The organism is Anaerocolumna sp. AGMB13020 (assembly GCF_033100115.1).
Classification (GTDB): Bacteria; Bacillota; Clostridia; order Lachnospirales; family Lachnospiraceae; genus Anaerocolumna.
In genome coordinates this window covers 537,681-562,092 of the sequence record NZ_CP136910.1, presented here as the reverse complement: position 1 = coordinate 562,092, position 24,412 = coordinate 537,681, and the positions used below count along the sequence as shown (strand labels likewise).

The window sequence follows — 24,412 nt, the reverse complement described above, 5'->3', positions numbered from 1 at the left end:
CTTCAGTCCGGCACATGCAATTTTCAGACGCACCCTAGTTATTATCAAGCAATTCCATTTTGTATTCGTGGTGATTATCGTCAGGTATGCTGTATTAATTTCTGGTATTTTGTGCTATACTCTTATATAATTACAGAAAACAAAAAGGACAGCTTATTTAACGGCTTGAATATGAAAGGTGTTCGCATGTATTCATCGAAAGAAATCAGTGTATTTGATATTATCGGCCCCAATATGATAGGGCCTTCAAGTTCTCATACGGCGGGAGCATTAAGAATAGCAAGACTTGCCGCCAATATGGTGAAAAATCCGATTAAGCAGGTGGTTTTTACTTTATATGGATCATTTGCCATGACATATAGAGGACATGGTACGGACAGAGCTCTGGTAGCAGGGATTTTAGGTTATGATACGGAGGATGGAAGGATTAAAGAATCCTTTCATTATGCAGAGGTTGCCGGTTTAGCTTATGATTTTATCATAAACAAAGAAGAGAAGGATATTCATCCGAATACGGTTGACATCCTTATAATAGATGAAAAGGGTGAGAAAACCTCCGTTACTGGTATCTCTGTTGGCGGTGGAAGAGCAGAACTTAAGAAAATCAATGGTGTGGAGATTGATTTGTCGGGTGATTATTATACACTTGTGATTAAACACAGAGATTTACCAGGTGTGGTTGCAGCAGTTACTCATATTCTGGGACAATTTTCAATTAATATTGCATTTATGAAACTATACAGAGAAAATAAAGGTGCGATTGCTTATTCCATAATTGAAGCTGATGATATTATTGAAGCAGCAGTAATAGATGAAATAGAAGATTTACCCAATATATATCAGGCCTTTCTGATTGAAAAGCTATAAAGAGTAGGAGACAAAACAGAAGATGGAATTTAAAACAGGAAAAGTGCTGCTACAATTATGCAAGGAGAATCAAATACCCATTTCTGAGGTTATGCTGCTAAGAGAGATGGAAATCAGTCAGACTGACAGGGATACGGTATTATTAAGAATGGAACATTCCTGGAATATCATGAAGGCATCTGCTAAAGATGCTCTTACAAAAAAGCTTAAATCCATGGGGGGATTAATTGGCGGAGAAGCTTTAAAACTGACACAAAGAAGAATGTCCGGTGACCCATCTGCCTGCGGAGGGCTGATGTCAAAGGCAATATCCTATGCTATGGGCGTTCTTGAAGTTAACAGTTCTATGGGACTGATTGTTGCTGCGCCAACGGCTGGTGCTTCGGGTGTTATACCCGGTACCTTTCTTGCGATGCAGGAGGAGTATGGCTTTTCGGATAAGGAAATGATTATGGCCCTGTTCCACGCTGGTGCTATAGGATATTTGATAACCTACAATGCGACCATTGCCGGTGCGGAAGGTGGCTGTCAGGCAGAGGTTGGCAGTGCTTCTGCCATGGCAGCCTCAGCGGTTACAGAACTACTGGGTGGAAGCCCTGAGAGCAGCCTTCATGCGGCGACCAGTGCAATTTCTAATCTTCTGGGGTTGGTTTGTGACCCGATCGGTGGACTGGTGGAAGCACCTTGTCAGCAGAGAAATGCAATAGGTGTATCAAATGCATTAATATCAGCAGAGCTGGCTTTGAGCGGAATTCGAAATGTAGTGCCTTTTGATGAGGCAGTCAATGTTATGTACCGCGTGGGGAAAGGACTTCCGGGTGAGCTTCGGGAAACTGCTCTTGGGGGTATGGCAGCGGCACCAAGTGCTTGTGCTTTGTGCGGGCTTTGTAATTGATAGATAGTTAGTGTTTGGCAAGGGACGGTAAAATGTACAAACCAGAAAAAACTCATGCTTCGATTCCAAGGTATAAGAAGTCCTAATTCCCTGGATATTTTGCGCTTGACATATCATAAAGCAGAAAACTCGCTGCGCTCAGACAATCTGCTTTATGATATAGCACAAAATATCCAGGGAAAAGGACTTCTAATACCTTTCCATAGGCGCATTCGTTCTTTCTGGTTTGTACATTTCACCTGAAATCTGATGAAAATTAGGCTTTTGATTTTTATTTATGGATATAAATTATTGATAAAGAAGTACGGTAGGATAACTGTTGTGCTTCTTTTTTTGCACCAAAACTGCTGTATAGTTAAGGGATGTCTAGAATGAATGTTTCGAAAACGCTTCAAGAACTATTATTAAAAGGTTTTTATTAAAATAGCATTAGAACACAAATTTTTCTTGACAATTCCTTTGTGATTGTTTATATTTTATTTATCAAACAATATTATACGACATATAATATAGCGGATTAGATAATATACTCAGCATTATAAAAATGATAAATTGCGAGCATTTAATGAAGGGTTATTTGAATTCTGTCAGAAAGGAAGAAGTTATCATGGTATTTAATACAGGAGCAGCTTTACTGGATGCCATTGTTCTTGGTATCGTATCCAAAGATCAGGAAGGTACCTATGGCTATAAGATAACCCAGGATATACGTCAGGTTATTGAAATATCGGAGTCCACCCTGTACCCGGTACTCAGACGACTTCAGAAAGAGGATTGTCTGGAAGTCTATGATCAGGCATTTGACGGCCGGAACAGAAGATATTACAAGATTACGGATAAAGGGAAAGCCCAATTAAAACTTTATATAAAAGAATGGAAGATTTACGCGGCTAAGATTAATAACATTTTTGTGGGGGTGGAAGTCTCATGACAAAGAATGAGTTTATACAGGAGTTGGGATATCTACTGGTGGATATTCCGGAAGAAGAAAGAAACGAAGCTCTTGAGTTCTATCGGAATTATTTTGACGAAGCAGGACTGGAAGAGGAAGAAACGGTAATCATGGAGTTGGGATCTCCCAAGGAAGTAGCAGACAGTATCAAAAAATCCCTTGAGTATGGAAGTACAGAAGAAGGATATTTTTCGGAGAACGGCTTTCATAATGCATATCAGGAAAAAACTAATTTACCTGTTTTCAGCAGATATATAAGAAACGATAAAGATACCGGCACTAACGGTAGTGAGAGAAGCACAACAGCAGATAGTCGTGATTCTTACAAAAATAATAGCAGCAACTACAAAAATAGTACTGCAAAAGACTATAAGAACAAACATAATACCGGAAATACCATACTGTTGATTATTCTTTTATTTTTTGGTATTCCGATGGCAATACCGGTAGCAGCAACAATATTTGCCTTATTCGTAGCTGTAGTTGCAACGATTTTCAGTATCTGGATTGCATTTTTTGCCGTCTCTGTTGCCATGCTGATTACTGGTATTGTGCTTGCCCTATCAGGTGTATTTCAATTATCCATATCACCAGCTCTGGGCTTAAGTTTAACCGGGGGTGGACTTATAGTTTTTGGTGTGGGAATACTCTTTGCTATTGCCACTATCTGGATAGCAGGGAAAGCAATACCTGCTGTATTTAATTGGATTAAGATGATCTGGAACAAGATCTTCCAAAAAAGGAGGGTATACGCATGAGGGTATTTCTGAAGAATTTATTACGAATTGCCGGAGGAGCTATAGCAATAGGCTTTATTTTGGGAGTGGTAGCCTTTAGTATGGATAATCAGATATATGCCAAGTGGTCTAACGTTAATTTTAATCTGGCAAATGGTTGGTTTCATTGGATCGATGAAGATTATGAGGATAGCAGTGATACATCTGACTATAAAATTGATGCAGAAACAAAAAAGTATCTCATAGAAGCTGCTTCCATTGACAATAAGGATACTACATCTGGATATCCTATTACTTATAAAGATATAAAGGAACTTGAGATCAATATGCTGGCTGGAAAGCTGCAGATAAGAGAAGGTGATTCTTTTTCGATTGATGTTAGTGAGAATGCTGAGAATAGGATAGTCAGTGAAGTAAAGGATGGTAAATGGATTATCAGAGAAAAGAGCAGTACCTCTGGGGAGGCAGGGACCTTAAGTGTCTTTGGAGTTGATATTGATCTTGATGATATGGAAAGGAGAACCGATGCAGTTGAGGTCTATATTACCTTGCCGGAGGATTTTGTAGCAAGGAAAATTGACCTGTCTGTTGAAGCAGGTCTGATTAAAGCAGATATGCTTGCTGCTGATACCGGTAGGTTCTCCATAGGTGCCGGTTCCATTATCATTGACGAATTGCATATGGAATCGAAATCTACTTATGAAGTTGCAGCAGGTACGCTTAAAATAGATGATGCAGCTATTCATAACGTAAAAATTGAATGTACCGTTGGCAGTGTAGATATTGACGGAGTCATAACCGGTGAGAGTAAAATCAGTTCTTCCATGGGTTATATTGATCTGGATCTTGAAGGTAATAAAGAAGATTATGATTATTCCATTAACTGTAAACTTGGCTCCCTTTCATTAAATGGTGAAAGATACAGCGGTGTCAATACCCAGATTACACAAAAGAACAAAGCAGCCAATAATATGATTTTATCCTGTGATTTAGGTGGCATAGATATGGATATAGACTGATAATGGTAAAACTGAAACTGTAAAAGCAATTTGATTGGGAGTGCATTATCAAAAGAAATATATGGTATAATAAAGCTAATAGAGAAAAAGCACAGTACTGTGAATAGATACCATATTAATGTAACAGAATTATTGAGACAGACTAATTATAATATTATATAAGAAAGGAAATGCCGCATACTGCCAGCAGTAGGAATAAGAAAAAGTATTAGACTGGTATGATTGCGGCAGGGTAGAGATTATGGAGGATAAGAGATTATACCGTTCCAGAAGTAACAGAATGATTGCGGGAGTATGCGGCGGAGCAGCGGATTATTTGAAAGTCGACCCAACAATAGTCAGACTGGTTTTTGTACTGCTTGCATTTTTCGGTGCCTCAGCGGGCATCTGGATTTATTTGATTGCAGCAATTATAGTTCCGAACGAACCGTAAGAACTGATAGGAAGAATGAATATTTCATGACAAAAATAAGCCGTATCAGAACGGCTTGTTTTTGTTATTTTATGAATAGTTATTTACAGGAACAAGTAATTATGATAAAGTATTTTTTAATGACCACGAATAGATATATCTATTCTGGAATCTATGTAATGCTTTAACGGAGGACAAAAAATGCAAAAATTAATTGATATCATAGGGAAGGAAGTTATGGAGGCTTTTGAGAGCTGTGGTTATGAGAATAAGTACGGCTTTGTTACACTTTCTAACAGACCTGATTTATGTCAATATCAATGCAACGGTGCGCTGGCGGCAGCTAAAGTCTACAAGAAAGCACCTCTTGCCATTGCGGGAGAAGTAGTAGAAGTACTGTCAAAAAGCAATGCCTATGAGAAGATAGAAGCAGTAGCACCCGGCTTTATTAATATTGTTTTAACCAGTGAATTTATAACCGGTTATGTAAAACAGCTTACCAGGGAGAATCAGTATGGCTGTGAGAAAACCGATAAACCAAAAACAATCGTTATAGATTACGGCGGTGCCAATGTCGCCAAACCTCTTCATGTAGGACATTTACGTCCGGCAATTATCGGTGAAAGCATCAAACGTATTGACCGTTTTTTAGGACATAATGTTATTGGTGACGTACATCTTGGGGACTGGGGACTGCAGATTGGTCTTATTATGATGAAGATTAAGATGGATCAGCCGGATTTAGTATATTTTAAGAAGGACTACGAAGGTGAATACCCGAAAGAGGCACCTTTTACAATCAGTGAGCTGGAGCAAATCTATCCCGCAGCAAGTGCTTATTCGAAGGAAAATGATGAGTTCAGAGAAGCAGCGAAAGCAGCTACAGTAGAACTTCAAAACGGTAATACAGGGTATCTTGCCCTGTGGCAGCATATATTGAATGTATCCATAGAAGATCTGAAAAAGAATTATGATAACCTTTTGGTGGATTTCGACCTCTGGAAGAAGGAAAGCGATGCCCAGAGTTATATACCTGGTATGGTGGAATATCTGAAAGAGCATAATTATGCAAGAATTAGTGAAGGTGCTTTGGTTGTCGATGTGAAAGAAGAGACAGATACCAAAGAAATGCCTCCCTGTATGATATTAAAGTCTGATGGTGGTACTCTTTATAACACCACCGATCTTGCTACTATGGTGGAACGAATGGAATTATTTGCGCCGGATGAGATTCTTTATGTAGTAGATAAGAGACAGGAATTATATTTTGAAACAGTTTTCCGTTGTGCAAAGAAGACAAAGCTGGTAGAGGAAGAAACAAAACTTACTTTTCTTGGATTTGGTACAATGAACGGAAAAGACGGTAAACCTTTTAAGACCCGTGACGGTGGTGTTATGCGTCTTGAGAATCTTATCAGCAATATCAGCAATGCTGTTCTTGAAAAGATGCTTGAAAACAGAGAGATGGACAGGCAGGAAGCAGAAGCTATCTCAAAGATTGTTGGTCTTGCCGCTTTAAAATATGGAGATCTTTCAAACCAGGCCTCCAAGGACTATATCTTTGACCTGGAGCGTTTCATCTCCTTTGAAGGAAATACTGGCCCTTACTTACTCTATACGATAGTACGGATTAAATCCATTATTCAGAAATATGGTAATGACACGATAACAACGGAGGCACTTATCCCAGGTAAAACTCTTTCTGAGATAAATCTTATGTTAGAGGCTTCAAGATTTAATGATGTAGTGGAAGCAGCCGGTAATGAATATGCGCCTCATAAGATTTGTCAGTACCTCTATGGAGTGGCAAACGCATTTAACAGCTTTTATCATGAGAACAAGATTCTTGCGGAAGAAGATAAGAAGAAGCAGAAATCCTGGATAGCTTTAATAACTTTGGTAAAAGGGATACTTGAAACTGGTATCGATTTATTAGGTTTTGAGTCTCCAGAAAGAATGTAGAAAGAAGTAGTTTTTTGTCTGTCATTTTTGGAGATTTTAACTTGCATTTCATAAAAAATTGATGTAAAATTTGGTGTGTCGATGAGGCCACTCTTATTGAGTAGCTCATCGACACTTTTTTGTAATAAAGCTATAAAGCGTTAATCTGAGGAAGACTGAAAGTATTGGCAGCAGGTGCCAGGTTGAAAAAGCCGGCTTTCATCCTATTTATTTGAAGGTGTGAGAAGGCGCGCAGATGGGTATTGGGGTTGGAAAACAAAACGCTGTTTTTCGCTACGAATTCAGGAATATCATATCTTGTTTTGATATTCACGAAAGGGGTTATTATGAAAAGAAGTAAACGTATCAAAGATAAGAAAACAAGGAGCAGTAAGAGAATAAGTGCTAAGGAAAAAAAGAGGTTAGTGGGGATACGCTTTAAATTAATCATAGGATTTGCAATACCAATCTTTTTTATCATAGGCCTTGGATTATTATCCTATTGGAAAGCCTCGGATGGATTGGTAAGCAATTATGAGAAATCTACAGAAAATACAATGAAGATGGCTGCTAAATATCTGGATTATGGTTTTAAAGGTGTAGAATCCATAGCTTCGTTGTATACGAAGGATACGGGAATCTATTATTATATTCAGAATCAGAATTTTACAGATGATTTTAACAAGAAAGCATATATACAGAGCCTCAGTACGGACCTGGTAAAGAAAGTTGACTCTGAATCAATGATTGAGGACATACATATCATACCAAAAGCACACAGCCTGGTCGCCACCAGCTCTAACCGTTCTGCAGAAGGCTTTTATAATGAACTTAAAAATGATCCGATTTTTACAAAAATATCTGATACAAAGATTGACCATTTCTGGATAGGAAGTCATCCTGTAGTGGACGAAAGATTAGGTACCAAAACAGAGGATTACGCTTTTTCTCTTGTTCAGAAGTTTCAGATTGATGAAGGTGTTATTATAATAGACATAAAGAAAAGAGAGATTAACAGCTTCCTGAAGGATCTGGATTTTGGAAAGGACAGTATCGTAGGAGTCGTTACAGCCGATGGTAATGAAATGCTGATCAAAGCAGGCACTGATAAGAAAAATGAAACAACGGCTATATCCTTAGGCAACAACAAAGAAGAGTTTCATTTTACTACAGAGAAATATTATCAGAATGCAGTTTCAGGAGCTGCCGCTAAAGGACAAAATTATGTTACGTATGATGGAAAGGAGTATCTTTTCTTATATAATAAAATAGCAGGAACAGGAGTAGTATTATGCGCTTTGATTCCAAAAGCCAGCTTTATGGAACAGGCTGGCAGCATTAAGTCCTTTACCACGATAATTGTAGTGGTAGCAGCTGTTATTGCTGTGCTGATTGCAGCATTTCTTTCACAAGGAATCGCCGCAAGTCTTAAACATATTAACCGAAGTCTTAAGCAACTGGCTGAAGGCGATTTTACCGTAGCCATGGAGCACAAACACAGGGATGAATTTATTATTCTTGCGGGAAATACTAAAGACATGATAAATAATATGAGAAAACTCATTTTAAAAGTTACAAATGTCAGCAGGCTTGTTTCTGAATCAGCGGGCAATGTCTTAAAAGCTTCCGAGGACATAGCAGCAGCCAGCAGTGAAATCTCATTATCGATTAATGAGATTGGCCATGGTATATCCGGACAGGCACAGGATTCTCAAAATTGCCTCGTGCAAATGGATGAACTATCTGAGAAAATCAAGACTGTCAATACCAGTATAGAAGAGATCGAGATAATTGCTGAAAACTCCAAGGATATGATAATTAAGGGTATCGGTACCATGGAGGAACTTTCAAAACAGTCAGAAGCCACCAATGACATTACCAGATTTGTTATGAATAATATCACCGCATTGGAGCAGAAATCACATTCCATTGAAAGGATTATTCAGGTTATTAATGAAATAGCAGATCAGACCAATCTGCTGGCACTTAATGCTTCCATCGAAGCTGCAAGAGCAGGTGAAGCGGGCAGGGGATTTGCTGTAGTAGCAGATGAGATAAGAAAGCTTGCCGAGCAGTCCATAAAAGCTGCAGGTGAAATAAACAGTGTTATCGATGATATTATCAAGCAGACTACAGATACTGTAAGTATTGCAAAGGATGCGGAGCAGATTGTCAGTGAACAGAACGGTATTGTTGAGAATACCATTTCTACCTTCAGAAACATTGGAGATGGAATACAAAAACTTGCAAACAGTCTGGAGGTTATTGGACAGAATGTAACAAATATGGATTCTGCAAGAGGCGGAACACTTAGTGCTGTTGAAAGTATTTCTGCAATCTCACAGCAGACCCTGGCGGCTTCTGAGCTGGTTGAAGATACAGTACACGTACAGAATGCCTCCGTGAAAGCCTTGGAGGAAGCCTCCCTGGTATTGGCTGAGAATTCAAAAGATTTAAATGAAGCAATAAACATGTTTCGTGTTTAATGTGGTATAATAAATAAATTACCGGATGAAGAAAGCAGAGTAGTATAGGGTATAAGGATTCTGCGGACGCTTTATTAGGTGGGAATGAATAAAAGCTTAGCACAGGAGGGAAAAAGATGTATCAATATACAGCTAAACTCATTATATACAGACATACAAAAGAGAATACGATTCTCTATACATTGGCTGATATTATAAAAAGACTGGATGCGGAATTTCCAGATGCAGTTTCGTCTGAAGCAAAAGAGAAATTTATTAGTGAGATTTACGAGCAGATGAACCAGCTGTTGGTACTGGCAACCGACTATGGTTTTGATAGGAACCTGTGGCAGAATTACCTGGCTTATTTACTGGCAGTTAGTGAGAATCCATTTAGTATCAGCTGTGAGAAGAAAGGTACCCTGGAAGGTTCGGTTAATGTATTTGCTGCTTCGGATCTGATGATATTTAAAAAGTTATCCGAATATGATTTTTCCCGAGTGGAAGAACGACTTGAGATTAACTGCTTCTCGACCATTACCAACTACCAGGCAATAGAAAAAAACGAGAGGCGTTACAATAAAAGTGTAAGTGACAAAATAAAATTGCTTTCAGAAGCGATTGCAGAGGCTTCCGGCGAACAGGAGCTCCTGCAGGTGGTTACTAATTTTTATAAAGATTATGGGGTAGGAAAATTCGGACTGAATAAGGCTTTTCGCATACAGGAAAAGCAAAATGAACCGGACATCATTCCTATCTTTAATACCGATGAATCACATCTAAAAGACCTGATTGGCTATGAGCTGCAAAAGAAAAAGCTCATTGAGAATACCGAAGCTTTTGTTCAAGGAAGAAAGGCAAATAACTGTCTGCTTTATGGAGACAGTGGTACTGGAAAATCCTCCAGTATTAAGGCTATCCTGAATGAATACTACAATCAGGGACTTCGAATAATAGAAATATATAAACATCAGTTTCACTATCTGTCCTCCGTTATAGCAGAAATTAAGAACAGAAATTATAAGTTCATTATTTACATGGATGATTTATCTTTTGAGGAATTTGAAATTGAATATAAATATCTGAAAGCAGTCATTGAAGGCGGATTAGAAGTAAAACCGGATAATGTACTGATTTATGCAACCTCTAATAGAAGACATTTAATACGTGAGACCTGGAGTGACAGGTCTGATATGTCAAAGGATGAACTACACAGAAGTGATACCATGCAGGAGAAGCTGTCTTTGGTTGCACGCTTTGGAATTACAATTAATTATTCCAAACCTGATCAGAGAGAATTTTTTAAGATCGTAAAGGGTCTGGCTGAGAAACATCCCCAGTTGCAATTAAGTGAAGAGGAGCTCACCCTGGAAGCCAACAGATGGGAAATGAGTCATGGAGGACGTTCCGGAAGAACAGCGCAGCAATTTATTAATTATCTGTTAGGGTGCGTCTGAAAACTTCTTGTGCCGGACAGGAGGACCCACTTTGTGAGAGAAAATTTGCGAAAAACAGCAAGGCACGTTTTGGGGGATATAGTGGTCTTACGTTTTCAAAATTGCAACGAAGAATACCCCAAAGTGAGTATTTAAAACGGTGCAATGAGTTTTCAGACACCCTGGGTAAGTGAATTGATAGAGGAAGCAAAAAATATCATAATATGTATATACAGGAGAAACTACAATTAGTCTGTAAATTTGCAACTTCAGAGTAAAGCAGTTTCTTCTTTATTATAATGCATTATGATATAGCTGCTGAAAGTATCTGGAAAAGCATAGAATAGCCTGATTATAGTATATGTGGATAATACATTAGCTGAAAAGTAATAATTATAACCGTTAAATAATTATCAGTTGAAAATATTCCTAAAAATGATATTTATTTTCAATTGAATACAATATGTCGTTGACAAGCAAAATCAATGGGCATATAATACTATATAAATGATAATGGCTTTCATAATGGATAAAGGAGTGTGGTAGTATGTCACTGGCATTTGCTGGAATTGGAGAGACAAAAGTTATAGTAGACTTTACAGGTAAGGACGATATTAAGCGCCATTTGCAGGATTTAGGCTTTGTTAAAGGTGAAAGTGTTAAATTGTTATCAGAAAATGACAGCGGTTTTATCATTATGGTAAAAGGTGTCAGGGTAGCAATTAATAAAAATCTGGCAACTAAAATCATGGTAGCTTAGGAGGAAAAGGAAAATGACTTTGAGGGATTTAAAGCCCGGCGAGACGGGAACAGTAGTAAGTATTGGTGAGAAAGGACCGCTGAAGCGCCGAATCATGGATATGGGTATTACCCGCGGTGTTGATGTTAAGGTAGTTAAGATAGCACCTTTAGGGGACCCTATAGAGATTAATATCAGAGGTTATGAATTGAGTCTTAGAAAAGATGAGGCTGCACAGATTGAAGTCAGCAAGTAATAGGATAAGAGCTTTATTACGGGAGGAAATTGAAAATGACAGTCAAAATTGCTTTAGCAGGTAATCCCAACTGTGGTAAAACTACCATGTTTAATGATTTGACAGGCAGTTCACAGTATGTCGGTAACTGGCCGGGCGTAACGGTAGAAAAAAAAGAAGGTACTCTAAGAGGACAGAAAGATGTTATAATCCAGGACTTACCTGGTATCTATTCCTTATCTCCATACACTCTTGAAGAAGTTGTTTCCAGAAACTATCTTGTTAATGATAAGCCGGATGCTATAATTAATATTATTGATGCATCAAACATAGAACGTAATCTCTATTTGAGCACACAGCTGCTGGAGATTGGTATTCCGGTTGTAATGGCTCTTAATATGATCGATGTTGTCCGTAAGAACGGAGATACCCTTGACCTAAAGAAACTGGAAGAAATGTTAGGCTGTACTGTTGTTGAGACCTCTGCCCTCAAAGGAATCGGGTCCAAAGAAGTTGCTCAGAAAGCAGTAGAGCTTGCAAAAGCAAAGGCGGCAGCTACACCAAAGCACAGTTTTTCAAAAGAGGTAGAGGATGCACTTGCTAAGATAGAAGAAATGATCAAAGGAAAAGTGGATAGTACCAATGAACGCTGGCTTGCTATTAAGCTTTTTGAACAGGATGAGAAAGTATTAGAATCCTTAGCTCTCGACGACAGTACCTTAAAAGCAGTTATGGAAGTTGTACAGGAATGCGAGAACAAACTGAAAGATGACGGTGAAAGTATCATAACCAATGAGCGTTATGCTTACATAGGTAAAGTTGTTAAACAGGCAGTTCATAAAAAGAATACCTCAAAAAAGAGTGCAACTGATAAAATAGATGCAATTGTGACCAATAGATGGCTTGCACTTCCTATTTTTGCGGTTGTAATGTTTTTGGTTTATTTTATTTCTATTAATACAATCGGCGGTATGGCAACAGATTGGGTAAATGATACCTTGTTCGGTGATTGGGTACCTACTACTATCAATAATCTTCTTGAGACTCTTGGTACGGCTGATTGGCTGAATTCCCTGATTTTAGATGGTATTGTTGCCGGTGTTGGAGCTGTTCTCGGATTCCTTCCTCAGATGATGGTTTTATTCCTGTGCCTGGCATTCTTAGAAGACTGCGGATATATGTCAAGAATTGCTTTCATTATGGATCGAATATTCCGTAAATTCGGCTTATCCGGTAAATCTTTCATACCTATGCTTATTGGTACAGGTTGTGGTGTTCCTGGTATTATGGCTACACGTACCATAGAAAATGAACATGACCGCAGAATGACAATTATTACTACAACATTTATCCCCTGCAGTGCCAAGCTCCCGATTATAGCACTTATTGCAGGTGCGTTATTCCCCGAAGCTTCCTGGGTTGCTCCTTCTGCTTATTTCGTAGGAATGGCTGCTATTGTTTTCTCTGGTATTGTGTTAAAGAAAACCAGAATCTTTTCAGGAGATCCGGCACCTTTTATTATGGAACTTCCTGCATACCACCTTCCTGGTATCAAGGGTATATTAATCCATGTTTGGGACAGAACAAAACACTTTGTTAAAAAAGCTACAACAATCATTCTCCTGGCTACTGTTTTAGTTTGGTTCTTAAGCACTTTTAACTGGAAATTCCAGATGGTTGATATTGAAGATTCCATTCTTGCAGGCATCGGTCGTGTAATTGCTCCTATATTCATTCCTCTTGGATGGGGTGAATGGAAAGCAGCAGTTGCTTCCGTAACAGGTCTTATTGCAAAAGAAAATGTTGTTGGTACTTTTGGTATTTTATATGGTTTTGCAGATGTTGCTGAAGATGGTGGAGAGTTCTGGAAGAATATGCAGGGTGAGTTCACTCAGTTATCTGCTTACAGCTTTTTAATCTTCAATCTCTTATGTGCTCCTTGTTTTGCGGCAATTGGAGCTAACCGAAGTGAAATGGGTTCAAGCAGATGGACACTATTTGCGGTAGGCTATCAGACAGTTCTTGCATATATTGTAGCAACGATAGTATTCCAGATCGGAAATTTCGTTTCCGGAAATGGATTTAGTATTGGAACTGCTGTTGGATTACTTTTAGCTGTTATCATGATTTATCTACTGGTTCGCAAACCCTCTGCAGGAAAAGACAAAAAGGTTCGTAACCAGTAAATGTATAAAGAATATTTTCCTACACTGTTAATTTTGTTTATATAGGATAAAAGAAATGGTTTATCCAGAAAAGAGGTTCATATGGGAACTATAATTGCAAACATCGTAGTTGGAGCTATTGTTTTTGGTGGCATCGGATTTGCCGGATTTAAAACACTGAAGTCCAAAAAAGAAGGTGCTGGCTGTGGATGCGGTTGTTCCGGCTGTAGTAAAGCAACTGATTCTTGCAATAAATAAGGTATCAACTGAAACAATAGACGTAGGAATATAGGTAATAGGCCTTTTATCAAGTAAGATCAGATAAAAGGCCCTTTGCTCTAAACCACTTGTAAAGGGGGATATCAGCCATGAATGCAGCAATAGAATCAGAAACTATTTTAGCCAAGATTCATAAAAGAGAAATAATTATAAACGAATTAAGAAAAAAGAAATTTCGTATTACCGAACAGAGAAGACTATTAATTGATGTGATTTTGGAGGATGAATGCTCCAGCTGTAAAGAAATTTATTATAAAGCAGTAAAAAAGGATACTACAGTAGGTATTGCAACGGTTTACCGTATGGTGAAAACTCTCGAAGATCTGGGTGTTATAAACAGAAAGAACTTATATCAAATTGACTATAAAAATCTGAACTTAAAAGAAGAACAGACACTTTATATAGATGAAAGCAACAATAAAACCTTAAAAGTACAAAAAGGATTATGGTTTACAGAATTGCAGAAAATGTTAGCAGCTCAAGGTGTTGAGGATGTTGAAAATATAACTGTATTGATCAAAAGCCAGAATGATGACAGTGATTACTGTGAAGAAGATGTATTCAATAGCTGTAGTTGTCCTAATACAGGTTGCCAGTATCATTGTAATAAGCGTAATATTTCATGATTTCCTATGAAATAAATTCTTATGACTTGTAGTGTAAGGTTAGTTGGTAATAAGAATAGTTGATAATAAGAATATTAGACAAATGAATATAATTGAGCTGTTTAAAGCATTCTGCAATCAGGATATGGAGTTATATACCATTCCAGTTTTGTCAGGCTGATTATTAAACAGCTTTTTTGTTGTGTTAAGAATTATTTTTACTATTTCATAATTACGGATATTTTATATAAGTTGTAAAGTACAAGTAAAATAAATTATTAAAATAAAACCTATTGACAGATATAAAATACTAGTGTACTATACAGATAGTGCACTAGTAAAGAAAACAGAAAGAGGGCGGGTGTTTCATAACACGTTTATTGGAACAACATTGATACGGTTGAAGAAAAGAGGTAAATATGGAATTTGATAATAATATCCCGATATATATTCAGGTTATTCAGGATATTAAGAAAGATATTATTACAGGGGTATTAAAACCCGGTGATAAATTGCCATCAGGCAGAGATATGGCTTTAAAGTATAAAATTAACCCTAATACAGCCAGTCGTATTTACCGTGAACTGGAGTTACAGGATATCTGCTTTACAAAAAGAGGGCTTGGTACTTTTGTAACAGAAGAGAATGAGAAAATTATAAGCATCAGAAAAGATATGGCTAATGAATTATTGGAACAGTTTATTAGTGGAATGAGGGTTTTGGGAATACAGAAGCAGGAAATAATGACTCTTTTGGATGAAAGATATACAAATTAGTATGAAATACAGATACTGTAAGTTTTCATCAAAGAAAAAGTTTTAAATCAGTAGGAATAATAGGAGGAATTCATATGTTTTTGCAATGCAGTAATTTGAAAAAGAAATACATGTCAAAGGTAGCAGTTGATAATTTAAGTCTTGATATAGAGAGAGGAAAGATATATGCACTTCTGGGACCCAATGGCAGCGGGAAAACAACCTTTATGAAAATGGCAGCCGGTCTTGTAAAACCCACCAGCGGAAGTATTACTTTTATGGGAAATCCAATCGGTGTAGAATCAAAAAAGAAGGTAGCATATATGTCAACGGAGCCTTTTTTCTATAATTATATGACCATCGATGATGTGGGTAAATACTATCAGGATTTTTTTGAAGACTTTGACAGAAAGAGGTATGAGGAATTGCTGGTTAGAATGGATTTAAATAAGAAAGACCATGCAAAATCACTGTCCTCTGGTCTGGCAGCTAAGCTAAAGCTTGCCGCAACCCTTGCCCGCAAAGCAGACCTTTATATGCTCGATGAACCGCTTAACGGTATTGATATTATATCAAGGGAAAAGATTATGACGACAATACTGGAAGCAGTGAGTGAGGAAAATACCATTCTAATCTCGACACATCTGGTAGATGAGTTGGAAGCTGTTGTAGATAATGCAGTCTTTATTAAGAATGGTACGGTAGTTCTGGAAGGTGATGCAGAGGCGTTAAGGGAAACACATAAGAAGTCTATCGTAGAATTATACAAAGAGATTTATGCTTGATTAAGCGTTAAAGAGAGAAGACGTAGTACTTAATATAGAACCATATTGTTGGTATAGAAAGCGTATAGTACGCAAGGATGGAGGAAATATGTTAAAATTAATGAAATATGAGTTAAGAAAGCAGGCATTTTCCAAGATAATAATTTTAGCAATAGCATTACTTGGTGAAATCATGTTCTTTACAGGATTTATTATGGATAAAAGTGAAACCATAGGGCTGGCTCTTGGGTTGCTTAGTATGTTTACCATTGGAGCATTATTTTTTATAGCTTTTGAGTCTATTATGACTTTTCAAAGTGACCTTAAACAAAAACACAGTTACATGCTCTTTCTTACACCAAATACCACATATTCGATTATTGGTGCCAAGGTTGTAAGTTCTGCTCTTCAGATAATGTTGTCCGGTCTCGCCTTTGCCTTATTATTTCTTATAGATGGTGCAGCCCTGTTGGCAAAATATTCATCTATAGGCGAGATCAATCGAATATTAAAGGAGTTTATTAATCTTCAGTTTAATATAAATCTGGACTATAAATATATAATACTGGTGATTTTAGTTGTCCTGGTTACCTGGATAACAATAATTACACTTTCTTATCTTTCCATTACGTTAAGCAGTACTTTCCTTGCAGATAAGAAAGGAAAAAGCCTCATCAGTTTTGCAGCCTTTTTTATTTTGATTATTGCAATAAGTAAGTTTGAAGACTTTCTATTGTATGCTTTCGGTATCAATTTAAATAACGATACTTATTTAGTGTTTGGAATACTATTTCATGCAGTTGTAACAATCATTGCCTATATCACTACAGCATGGATGCTGGATAAGAAGGTCAGTGTATAATTTCTTTACTGATTAGGAGGCAGAGCAGACCGTACTGAGAAACTGCCTGCTGTTCTGCAGGAATATATGGTTATTGAAATAAATAAGTATAAATTTATTGATTTTTAGCTGTGAACTATCTGTATGCGGATAGTTCAGCTACGGGAGTTGGGGAGGTATCATGTTTAAGAACCTGATAACGGATAGACTGCTTTTAAGAAATATAGAAACAGAAGACAGGGACTTTATATTCCATCAATTTTCAAATGATACAGTCAACAGATATTTGTTTGATGCAGAACCTTTGACAAAACTTGAGCAAGCTGATGAAATCATAGATTTCTATATCTACCCTGAATCACGATTACAGCATCGCTGGGTTATAATACGAAAAAAGGATAATGCAAAAATGGGAACCTGCGGATTTCATTGCTGGAATAAGAATGCAGGAATAATTGATATTGGTTATGATCTGAGAGAAGAGTTCTGGGGAAAGGGATATATGCAAGAAGCTTTAAAGGAAATAATCGTATATGCTGATGAGGTCATGAGAGTGAAAGAAATAAGAGCTATGATTTCTGTTGATAACGTGAAATCGATACGTCTTGCAGAAAGTTTGAACTTCAAGGTAAAAGGTTCTGAATATGTATTATTTCGAAACAAAAAGTATCTCCATAATATTTACAGGCTTTATCTAAAAGAGAATAATGAAAAAAGCCTTTTGAAAGCTTCTCAATAGAAAATATCAGATTTCATAAGATAAGAAATAGTATATAAAAAAATGCGCCTGTATGCAGGGCGCATTTTGCTTGTTATGCAAGAGCCGTTTTTACAATAGTTAGCTTGCTGATTTCTTCACTGATGAGCTCGCATATAGCATGAGCATAATCCTTGACATCCAATTGTCTTCTCTTGATATCAAAATATATGATTTCAAAAGGAACACTACCTAATACTTCTCCGTCTATTAATAAAAGAACTTCTCTGTTTTTGTAATCAAGAGTAACGGGCTTATCAACGGAAGTGAAGGGAATATCACCGATACATAACTTAAAAATAGTTTCCTTAATATGCTCGAATTCATTATTGTGATGCTCGGATGCGCCACTAGTATGAGTAAAATTCATTTTATTCACCCTTTCTTCATTTTTCTTCATAATATACTATGCTTTTGAAGATAATGCAATACATTTATAAAAATTTTGTAAAATTTGATAAACAAACCATGAAATATAATGTTCTTATGAATATAATGTCATTAAAGGAACAGCGCTTCCGTTGAAAGGTTGTGAATATTTGCGGAACGTTTGTTTGTAAAAGCGGAATACTTATGAAAATGGATCTTATCAATAAGAGATTTCTCTCCATTGGGATTGACAAAACTCTTTCGGAAAAGTATGATAAATCTCGTATGTTGTCAGTTAGTCATAACAAAGATGACCAAATAAAAAATTTATACTTAGACTATTAATTGAATGCGTAAAATTATATATTGATAGAAGGAAAGAGGTTACAATGATATATTTAGATTATGCAGCCCATACTCCCCTTGAAGCAGACGTTTTAAAAGCCTTTGGAGATGCCGCACTTAAATATCCAGGGAATCCCAATTCGCCTCATGCACTTGGTCTTGAGGCAAAGAAGAGAATGGAGGAGGCTACAGCTCATATTGCAAGCATGCTGTCCGCTAAACCAGAAGAAATAATATATACCTCTGGGGCCAGTGAATCCAATAACCAGGCAATTAAAGGTGTTGCAAAAAGTTATCAGCGATACGGCAAACATATCATAACTTCCTTTTTAGAACATGCCTCCGTAACAGGACCGGCAGCAGCACTGCAAAATGAAGGTTTTGAAATAGATTTTGTTAATGTCACCAAAACTGGTGAGATTGATCTGGAACATTTAAAAGAGCTTTTAAGAGAGGATACCATTTTAGTATCATTGGCTCTTGTAGACAGTGAGATAGGTGTTATCCAGCCAATAGATAAGATATATGAGTTAATCAGGCAAAAACCACATTGTTTCCTACATGTTGATGCAACCCAGGCAGTTGGTAAGATACCGGTGGCTTTTGAGCATATGGATTTGTTTACCTGTTCCGGTCACAAAATTTATGGACTGACAGGCATTGGGTTATTACTCAAAAAAGAGAATGTTATGCTGGAGCCACTGATACATGGAGGTTTAAGTACTACAAGTTTTCGAAGCGGTACTCCGGCGTTGGCACTGGCAGTTTCATTAGAAAAAGCAATTGAATTAACAACAGAAAACCTTGAACGATACAGAGACATTGTTTCAGGTTTGAATAGAAAGCTCCGCAAGGCCTTTGAAGTTAATAAGAACATTGTTATAAACACACCTGAAAATAGTTCTCCCTATATATTAAATATCAGCATTAAAAACAAAAATACCAATATGCTTCAGTCTGCACTTAATGAGAAGGAGATCTATGTTGCGACCAAATCAGCCTGCTGTGCTGTTAATACCGTATCCAAACCCGTTTATGCCATGACAAAGGACAAGAAGCTTTCTCTTGCCACTCTGCGTGTCAGTTTAAGTCATATGACAACGGAAGAGGAGATTGATACGTTTCTTGAGGTGTTTGAAGCTGCTTTGTAAAATTAGAGCCAATGTAATAGAGAAATGGCAAGTTAGAAAAGAGGAATTATGGACAAATATATAGATATTGAGAGAAGTATCATAAAAAGATTCCGCAAGGAAATCTGGAGAAAATTTATTACGGCGGTGAATGATTATCAGTTAATCAGTGAAGGGGACAAGATTGCAGTATGCATATCCGGTGGTAAGGACTCCATGCTTCTGGCAAAATGCATGCAGGAGCTAAAGAAACATGGCAGAGTCCAATTTGACCTCGTATTTATGGTAATGGATCCGGGTTATAATCCTTATAATAGACAGATAATACTGGATAATGCAGAATATCTGAATATTCCGATTACGGTATTTAACAGTAATATTTTCGAAGTTGTTGCTTCGGTGCCGGATTCACCCTGTTATCTGTGTGCGAAAATGAGAAGGGGATATCTCTACAAGCATGCGAAGGAATTGGGCTGTAATAAGATAGCCTTAGGGCATCATTTTGATGATGTGATTGAAACCGTACTAATGAGCATGCTCTACAGCGGACAAATGAAAGGTATGATGCCGAAACTTCACAGCACGAATTATGAAGGTATGGAGTTGATTCGTCCTCTATATATGGTGAAAGAAGCTGATATTCTTGCCTGGAAGAAATACAATGATCTTACCTTCATACAATGTGCCTGCAGACTGACTGAAAATTGTATGCTCGGAGACAACGGTATGGGCTCCAAACGCCAGGAAATGAAAGAACTGGTAAAGAAGTTCAGACAGACAAGCAGTGTTATCGATATGAATATATTTAGAAGTATCCACAATGTCAACCTGGATACTATGATCGGTTATCAGAAACATCAGGTTCCTCACAGCTTTTTAGACGACTATGACAGAACAGAGATTACGGAAGAAGAATAACGAAAAGGTTGAGCATAATACAGAAAGGATGCCATAAAAGTCCAAATCCATTGAAGAAACTTGGTAAAAGGCAGGCTTAAACATGAAGACACAGGATTTCAATTATGATCTACCGGAAGAACTTATTGCACAGGATCCCTTAAGAGATCGTTCGGGTTCAAGGCTGATGGTGCTTAATAAGAATACCGGTGAGATCGAACATAAAATCTTTAAACAGATAACAGATTACCTGAGAAAAGGAGACTGCCTGGTGATTAATAATACCAAGGTTATTCCTGCAAGACTCCTGGGTGAGAAAATCCATGAAGGAGAAGGTGGGGATACGAAGATACCTGGTGCCAGAATTGAACTTCTCCTGTTAAAACGCAGAGAAAATGATATATGGGAAACACTTGTAAAACCTGGGAAAAAAGCAAGAACAGGTACAAGAATAAGCTTTGGCAGCGGTATCTTAAAGGGAGAGATTATTGATCAGCTGGAGGACGGCAATCGTCTGGTTCAGTTTCAATATGATGGTATCTTTGAAGAGATACTGGATAAACTTGGTGAAATGCCCCTACCACCCTATATTACCCATCAATTAGAGGATAAGAACCGTTATCAGACAGTTTATGCCAAAGAAGAAGGCTCTGCTGCCGCACCAACTGCAGGCCTGCACTTCACAAAAGAACTTTTACAGCAGATTGAGCAAATGGGTATAGCAGTAGCCAATGTAACTCTTCATGTGGGACTTGGTACTTTCCGGCCGGTTAAAGTTGACAATGTTCTGGAACATCATATGCATTCGGAGTTCTATCAGGTTACAGAGGAAGCGGCAGCAATTATCAATGAGACGAAAAAGAAAGGCGGCAGAATTATTTGTGTGGGTACCACCAGCTGCCGTACCGTAGAATCTGCCTCGGATGAGAGCGGTGTCATCCATTCCGGCAGCGGAGATACTACCATCTTTATTTATCCCGGTTACCGTTTTAAAGTTCTGGACGGTTTGATTACAAACTTTCATCTTCCGGAGTCAACCTTGATGATGTTAGTTTCTGCGTTAGCCGGAAGAGATAATATAATGTCAGCTTATAAAGAAGCAGTAAAAGAACGATATCGGTTTTTTAGCTTTGGGGATGCCATGTTTATATCTTAGCTGCTGCTATTTAGAGAAATCGGATTTACTTCTCAGACATAATGTTTTATGAGTATAAAAAAGCTGCCGGCCATACCAACAATAATGATTGGAATGACCGGCAGTATAATTTCATAAAAGTTTATACAAAAAATCTTATTGGGCTAATTTCTTTAGATCATCGTAAAAGCCGGGATATGAGATATTCACACATTCAGCATTCAATATACTGGTTTCCCCATCTGCCAATAAACCTGCAATGGCAAAGGACATGGCTATTCTATGATCCTCCATGCTGTCTATGATAGTTCCTTTTAAACTGGAACCACCGGTTATCACCATACCGTCCTCTGTTGCCTGTACCTTAGCACCTAAGAGAGACAGATTTTTTACCATAACATCAATACGGTTGGATTCTTTTACCTTTAACTCCGCAGCATCCCGGATTATCGTGGTGCCTTCTGCAAAACAAGCCATAACAGCTATAACTGGAATCTCGTCAATCAGGGTTGGAATAATGTCTCCACCAATTTCCGTTGCTTTTAAATTACTATGGCGTACAAAGATATCGGCGGTAGCTTCTGAATCTGTATTGCGAATGTCAAGAATCTCAAAATCTGCTCCCATGGCTTTTATTACACGTATAATCCCATCTCTGGTAGGATTAATGCCTACATTCTTAATAAGAATTTCAGAGCCGGGTACTAAAAGGCCTGCAGCAATAAAATAAGCCGCAGAAGAGATGTCTCCGGGTACCTCGATGCGATTTCCTCTAAGCTCTGCACCTGGCTGCAAGGTAACAGTGGTATCTTTCGAAATTATATCTGCGCCCATACTTTTTAGCATGATTTCAGTATGATTTCTCGATACATAGGGTTCGGTTACAGAAGTTGGGCCTTTTGCATAAAGTCCTGCCAGGAGAATAGAAGATTTCACCTGTGCAGATGCAACCTTTGAAAGGTAGTGTATACCTTCCAGTCCGCTGCTGACCGGTGTTATTGACAGAGGAGCAAGACCGTTACCGCCTATACTGCTGATATTTGCACCCATCTGTGACAAGGGTTCTATTATTCTGCCCATAGGGCGTTTCTGTATAGAGGCATCTCCGGTGATGGTTGTTTCAAAAAGCTGGCCGGATAAGATTCCAGACATAAGGCGCATGGTTGTTCCGCTGTTGCCAACATCCAGCATACCTTCGGGTGCCTTTAACCCTCTCAAACCCTTGCCTCGTACAAGAACAGAGGTATTTCCTTTGGTATGTTCAATATGTATACCCATTCTGCGAAAACAGCTTATAGTGGACAGACAATCCGCACCTTCTAAAAAGTTTGTCACCTCTGTTGTGCCCTTTGCAAGAGCACCGAACATTACGCTGCGGTGTGAGATGGATTTATCGCCGGGAACCTTTATACTGCCTTTTAAACTTTTTGAACGTGTTATAATCATATTGACCTCCGGTTGCAATAATAGTTATGTTAAATATCTTAATGATTTTGTTATATATAGTCTGATCTAAGAAGAAAAGTACGGATACAATTGTAGAATAATTACTTTACCGGGATTCAACGCTCATATACAATATAATTATGTCTGCGAAGCAATACAGAGGCCATATCGCAAGAATTCTGACTATAGAATTCTATTCTTAAAACCCCTTGTTCAAATTCCCGATTATGAATAATCCCGATATTCTTAAGACTGATCTGGTTGGTTGCCAGTAAAGTTGCAATGGTAGCGATAGCACCTGTCTCATCCATAATATCCAGGTATAAATCATAGACTTTGTTAAGCAGTCCATGAGAAGAGCCTGGAATAGAATCTCTGTAATCGCCGGCTTCTTTAAAAAAGTCAAAAATATCCGTTTCTTTTTGTTCCAAGAGCGCAGTTTTAATATCTTCTAAGCTTGTGATGTATGACTCCAGAAAGTGCAGGATACTGTCTGTGTTCGTAAGACAGATATTCTGCCACATAACAGGAGAGGAAGAGGCTATCCTGGTAATATCCTTAAAGCCGCCTGCTGCAAGCAACTTCATCTTGTCCTCTTTGTCCGCAGCCTTTACCGTATTTACCAGACCGGAAGCGATAATATGGGGTACATGACTGATTGCAGCTGTTATATCATCATGTTCATCGGGTTTAAGGAATAACGGAATAGAACCAAGGGATTTTATTAGCTCGAAAAGCGCTGTTTTGACCGATTCAGAGGTATCTGCAGTAGGCGTTAAAATATAGTAGGCATTTTCTAATAACAGGCTGCTGGAATTAGCATAACCTGTTTTCTCAGAGCCTGCCATAGGATGGCCTCCTATAAACTGATGCCCCATGTTAAGTCTTACCGCTTCCGCACAGATATTTCCTTTAACACTGCCCACATCAGTTATGATACATTCCGGTTTCACAATATTTCTGATAGAGGCAAGATAAGCAATATTTGATAATACAGGTGCACACAAAAAGAGAAGCTCGCAGTCTTTTAATTCTTCCAGGTCATAGACCACATCACTAAGTACTCCTTCTGAGAGCGCTGCCGATAGACCGTTATTAAGTTTTTCTTTGTTATAATGATAGGCTATTAATTTCTGCTTTGGATTCTGCTCTCTTAAGGCATGTGCCAGAGAGCCGCCTATCAATCCAAAGCCGATAAAGCCAACGATAGAGTCGTTCATAGGATT

General features: G+C 37.9%; 24 protein-coding genes. 21 read left to right on the top strand and 3 right to left on the bottom strand.

The features are described 5' to 3' along the window. Nucleotides 1-186: 186 nt before the first annotated feature. The 18 genes from sdaAB to R2R35_RS02285 all read left to right on the top strand — a co-directional run bounded on the left by sdaAB (nt 187) and on the right by R2R35_RS02285 (nt 17,846). Nucleotides 187-867: an L-serine ammonia-lyase, iron-sulfur-dependent subunit beta gene (sdaAB, locus tag R2R35_RS02370; protein ID WP_317732891.1), complete on the top strand. Its 681-nt coding sequence runs from the start codon at nt 187-189 to the stop codon at nt 865-867. 22 nt (nt 868-889) lie between these two features. Beyond that, on the top strand, nt 890-1,762 hold the full coding sequence (gene sdaAA, locus R2R35_RS02365) for an L-serine ammonia-lyase, iron-sulfur-dependent, subunit alpha (RefSeq protein WP_317732890.1): 873 nt from the start codon (nt 890-892) through the stop codon (nt 1,760-1,762). Between the two features lie 607 nt (nt 1,763-2,369). Then, the gene (locus R2R35_RS02360; protein WP_033166022.1) at nt 2,370-2,693 is read left to right on the top strand and encodes a PadR family transcriptional regulator; all 324 of its coding nucleotides are present in this window, start codon (nt 2,370-2,372) and stop codon (nt 2,691-2,693) included. After that, the gene (locus R2R35_RS02355; protein ID WP_317732889.1) at nt 2,690-3,472 is read left to right on the top strand and encodes a DUF1700 domain-containing protein; all 783 of its coding nucleotides are present in this window, start codon (nt 2,690-2,692) and stop codon (nt 3,470-3,472) included. The genes R2R35_RS02360 and R2R35_RS02355 overlap by 4 nt, the downstream gene beginning before the upstream one ends. Further along, entirely contained in the window at nt 3,469-4,470 is a 1,002-nt protein-coding gene (locus tag R2R35_RS02350; RefSeq protein ID WP_317732888.1) for a DUF4097 family beta strand repeat-containing protein, read from the top strand. Before R2R35_RS02355 ends, R2R35_RS02350 begins: the two co-directional genes overlap by 4 nt. A gap of 241 nt (nt 4,471-4,711) precedes the next feature. Further along, nucleotides 4,712-4,903 (top strand): PspC domain-containing protein, encoded by a 192-nt coding sequence (locus R2R35_RS02345; protein ID WP_033166024.1) that lies wholly within the window; start codon nt 4,712-4,714, stop codon nt 4,901-4,903. A 180-nt stretch (nt 4,904-5,083) separates the two neighbouring features. After that, on the top strand, nt 5,084-6,844 hold the full coding sequence (gene argS / locus R2R35_RS02340) for an arginine--tRNA ligase (RefSeq protein ID WP_317732887.1): 1,761 nt from the start codon (nt 5,084-5,086) through the stop codon (nt 6,842-6,844). A gap of 326 nt (nt 6,845-7,170) precedes the next feature. Next, nucleotides 7,171-9,309: a methyl-accepting chemotaxis protein gene (locus R2R35_RS02335; protein WP_317732886.1), complete on the top strand. Its 2,139-nt coding sequence runs from the start codon at nt 7,171-7,173 to the stop codon at nt 9,307-9,309. Between the two features lie 116 nt (nt 9,310-9,425). Next, nucleotides 9,426-10,745 (top strand): ATP-binding protein, encoded by a 1,320-nt coding sequence (locus R2R35_RS02330; RefSeq protein WP_317732884.1) that lies wholly within the window; start codon nt 9,426-9,428, stop codon nt 10,743-10,745. Between the two features lie 526 nt (nt 10,746-11,271). After that, entirely contained in the window at nt 11,272-11,484 is a 213-nt protein-coding gene (locus tag R2R35_RS02325) for a FeoA family protein (RefSeq protein WP_033166028.1), read from the top strand. Between the two features lie 13 nt (nt 11,485-11,497). Continuing rightward, nucleotides 11,498-11,719, top strand: a complete 222-nt coding sequence (locus tag R2R35_RS02320) for a FeoA family protein (protein ID WP_317732883.1) — start codon at nt 11,498-11,500, stop codon at nt 11,717-11,719. Nucleotides 11,720-11,754: 35 nt separating this feature from the next. After that, nucleotides 11,755-13,884, top strand: a complete 2,130-nt coding sequence (gene feoB / locus R2R35_RS02315; protein ID WP_317732882.1) for a ferrous iron transport protein B — start codon at nt 11,755-11,757, stop codon at nt 13,882-13,884. Between the two features lie 81 nt (nt 13,885-13,965). Continuing rightward, on the top strand, nt 13,966-14,121 hold the full coding sequence (locus tag R2R35_RS02310) for a FeoB-associated Cys-rich membrane protein (protein ID WP_242860676.1): 156 nt from the start codon (nt 13,966-13,968) through the stop codon (nt 14,119-14,121). A gap of 110 nt (nt 14,122-14,231) precedes the next feature. Then, complete coding sequence (locus tag R2R35_RS02305; RefSeq protein ID WP_317732881.1) at nt 14,232-14,768, top strand: transcriptional repressor; 537 nt, start codon at nt 14,232-14,234, stop codon at nt 14,766-14,768. Nucleotides 14,769-15,166: 398 nt separating this feature from the next. Beyond that, complete coding sequence (locus R2R35_RS02300; RefSeq protein ID WP_317732880.1) at nt 15,167-15,523, top strand: GntR family transcriptional regulator; 357 nt, start codon at nt 15,167-15,169, stop codon at nt 15,521-15,523. Nucleotides 15,524-15,597: 74 nt separating this feature from the next. Further along, nucleotides 15,598-16,287, top strand: coding sequence for an ABC transporter ATP-binding protein (locus R2R35_RS02295; protein ID WP_317732879.1), 690 nt, complete (start codon nt 15,598-15,600; stop codon nt 16,285-16,287). A gap of 88 nt (nt 16,288-16,375) precedes the next feature. Beyond that, the gene (locus R2R35_RS02290) at nt 16,376-17,128 is read left to right on the top strand and encodes a hypothetical protein (protein ID WP_317732878.1); all 753 of its coding nucleotides are present in this window, start codon (nt 16,376-16,378) and stop codon (nt 17,126-17,128) included. 160 nt (nt 17,129-17,288) lie between these two features. Continuing rightward, complete coding sequence (locus tag R2R35_RS02285) at nt 17,289-17,846, top strand: GNAT family N-acetyltransferase (protein ID WP_317732877.1); 558 nt, start codon at nt 17,289-17,291, stop codon at nt 17,844-17,846. 73 nt (nt 17,847-17,919) lie between these two features. Here the strand turns inward: R2R35_RS02285 and R2R35_RS02280 are convergent, their stop codons facing one another. Next, complete coding sequence (locus tag R2R35_RS02280) at nt 17,920-18,264, bottom strand: hypothetical protein (protein ID WP_317732876.1); 345 nt, start codon at nt 18,262-18,264, stop codon at nt 17,920-17,922. Between the two features lie 358 nt (nt 18,265-18,622). On the opposite strand from R2R35_RS02280, the gene R2R35_RS02275 reads away from it, so the two are divergent. The 3 genes from R2R35_RS02275 (at nt 18,623) to queA (ending at nt 21,761) form a co-directional block, all read left to right on the top strand. Further along, nucleotides 18,623-19,729, top strand: coding sequence for a cysteine desulfurase family protein (locus R2R35_RS02275; RefSeq protein WP_317732875.1), 1,107 nt, complete (start codon nt 18,623-18,625; stop codon nt 19,727-19,729). 48 nt (nt 19,730-19,777) lie between these two features. Next, a complete protein-coding gene (locus R2R35_RS02270; protein WP_317732874.1) occupies nt 19,778-20,626 on the top strand; it encodes a tRNA 2-thiocytidine biosynthesis TtcA family protein in 849 nt (282 codons plus the stop codon). Between the two features lie 82 nt (nt 20,627-20,708). Then, nucleotides 20,709-21,761 carry a tRNA preQ1(34) S-adenosylmethionine ribosyltransferase-isomerase QueA gene (queA, locus tag R2R35_RS02265; protein WP_317732873.1) on the top strand — a complete coding sequence of 351 codons (1,053 nt, stop codon included), beginning with the start codon at nt 20,709-20,711 and terminating at the stop codon, nt 21,759-21,761. Between the two features lie 135 nt (nt 21,762-21,896). Here queA and aroA read toward each other — a convergent pair whose 3' ends face one another. Both aroA and R2R35_RS02255 read right to left on the bottom strand, forming a co-directional pair. Further along, nucleotides 21,897-23,186, bottom strand: a complete 1,290-nt coding sequence (gene aroA, locus R2R35_RS02260) for a 3-phosphoshikimate 1-carboxyvinyltransferase (protein ID WP_317732872.1) — start codon at nt 23,184-23,186, stop codon at nt 21,897-21,899. Between the two features lie 116 nt (nt 23,187-23,302). After that, nucleotides 23,303-24,406, bottom strand: coding sequence for a prephenate dehydrogenase (locus tag R2R35_RS02255; RefSeq protein WP_317732871.1), 1,104 nt, complete (start codon nt 24,404-24,406; stop codon nt 23,303-23,305). Nucleotides 24,407-24,412 lie beyond the last annotated feature (6 nt).

Bases quoted from the DNA above. Each gene is read 5' to 3' on its own strand.
- sdaAB (WP_317732891.1), top strand. From the start codon at position 187: ATGTATTCATCGAAAGAAATCAGTGTATTTGATATTATCGGCCCCAAT.
- sdaAA (WP_317732890.1), top strand. From the start codon at position 890: ATGGAATTTAAAACAGGAAAAGTGCTGCTACAATTATGCAAGGAGAAT.
- R2R35_RS02360 (WP_033166022.1), top strand. From the start codon at position 2,370: ATGGTATTTAATACAGGAGCAGCTTTACTGGATGCCATTGTTCTTGGT.
- R2R35_RS02355 (WP_317732889.1), top strand. From the start codon at position 2,690: ATGACAAAGAATGAGTTTATACAGGAGTTGGGATATCTACTGGTGGAT.
- R2R35_RS02350 (WP_317732888.1), top strand. From the start codon at position 3,469: ATGAGGGTATTTCTGAAGAATTTATTACGAATTGCCGGAGGAGCTATA.
- R2R35_RS02345 (WP_033166024.1), top strand. From the start codon at position 4,712: ATGGAGGATAAGAGATTATACCGTTCCAGAAGTAACAGAATGATTGCG.
- argS (WP_317732887.1), top strand. From the start codon at position 5,084: ATGCAAAAATTAATTGATATCATAGGGAAGGAAGTTATGGAGGCTTTT.
- R2R35_RS02335 (WP_317732886.1), top strand. From the start codon at position 7,171: ATGAAAAGAAGTAAACGTATCAAAGATAAGAAAACAAGGAGCAGTAAG.
- R2R35_RS02330 (WP_317732884.1), top strand. From the start codon at position 9,426: ATGTATCAATATACAGCTAAACTCATTATATACAGACATACAAAAGAG.
- R2R35_RS02325 (WP_033166028.1), top strand. From the start codon at position 11,272: ATGTCACTGGCATTTGCTGGAATTGGAGAGACAAAAGTTATAGTAGAC.
- R2R35_RS02320 (WP_317732883.1), top strand. From the start codon at position 11,498: ATGACTTTGAGGGATTTAAAGCCCGGCGAGACGGGAACAGTAGTAAGT.
- feoB (WP_317732882.1), top strand. From the start codon at position 11,755: ATGACAGTCAAAATTGCTTTAGCAGGTAATCCCAACTGTGGTAAAACT.
- R2R35_RS02310 (WP_242860676.1), top strand. From the start codon at position 13,966: ATGGGAACTATAATTGCAAACATCGTAGTTGGAGCTATTGTTTTTGGT.
- R2R35_RS02305 (WP_317732881.1), top strand. From the start codon at position 14,232: ATGAATGCAGCAATAGAATCAGAAACTATTTTAGCCAAGATTCATAAA.
- R2R35_RS02300 (WP_317732880.1), top strand. From the start codon at position 15,167: ATGGAATTTGATAATAATATCCCGATATATATTCAGGTTATTCAGGAT.
- R2R35_RS02295 (WP_317732879.1), top strand. From the start codon at position 15,598: ATGTTTTTGCAATGCAGTAATTTGAAAAAGAAATACATGTCAAAGGTA.
- R2R35_RS02290 (WP_317732878.1), top strand. From the start codon at position 16,376: ATGTTAAAATTAATGAAATATGAGTTAAGAAAGCAGGCATTTTCCAAG.
- R2R35_RS02285 (WP_317732877.1), top strand. From the start codon at position 17,289: ATGTTTAAGAACCTGATAACGGATAGACTGCTTTTAAGAAATATAGAA.
- R2R35_RS02280 (WP_317732876.1), bottom strand. From the start codon at position 18,264: ATGAAGAAAAATGAAGAAAGGGTGAATAAAATGAATTTTACTCATACT.
- R2R35_RS02275 (WP_317732875.1), top strand. From the start codon at position 18,623: ATGATATATTTAGATTATGCAGCCCATACTCCCCTTGAAGCAGACGTT.
- R2R35_RS02270 (WP_317732874.1), top strand. From the start codon at position 19,778: ATGGACAAATATATAGATATTGAGAGAAGTATCATAAAAAGATTCCGC.
- queA (WP_317732873.1), top strand. From the start codon at position 20,709: ATGAAGACACAGGATTTCAATTATGATCTACCGGAAGAACTTATTGCA.
- aroA (WP_317732872.1), bottom strand. From the start codon at position 23,186: ATGATTATAACACGTTCAAAAAGTTTAAAAGGCAGTATAAAGGTTCCC.
- R2R35_RS02255 (WP_317732871.1), bottom strand. From the start codon at position 24,406: ATGAACGACTCTATCGTTGGCTTTATCGGCTTTGGATTGATAGGCGGC.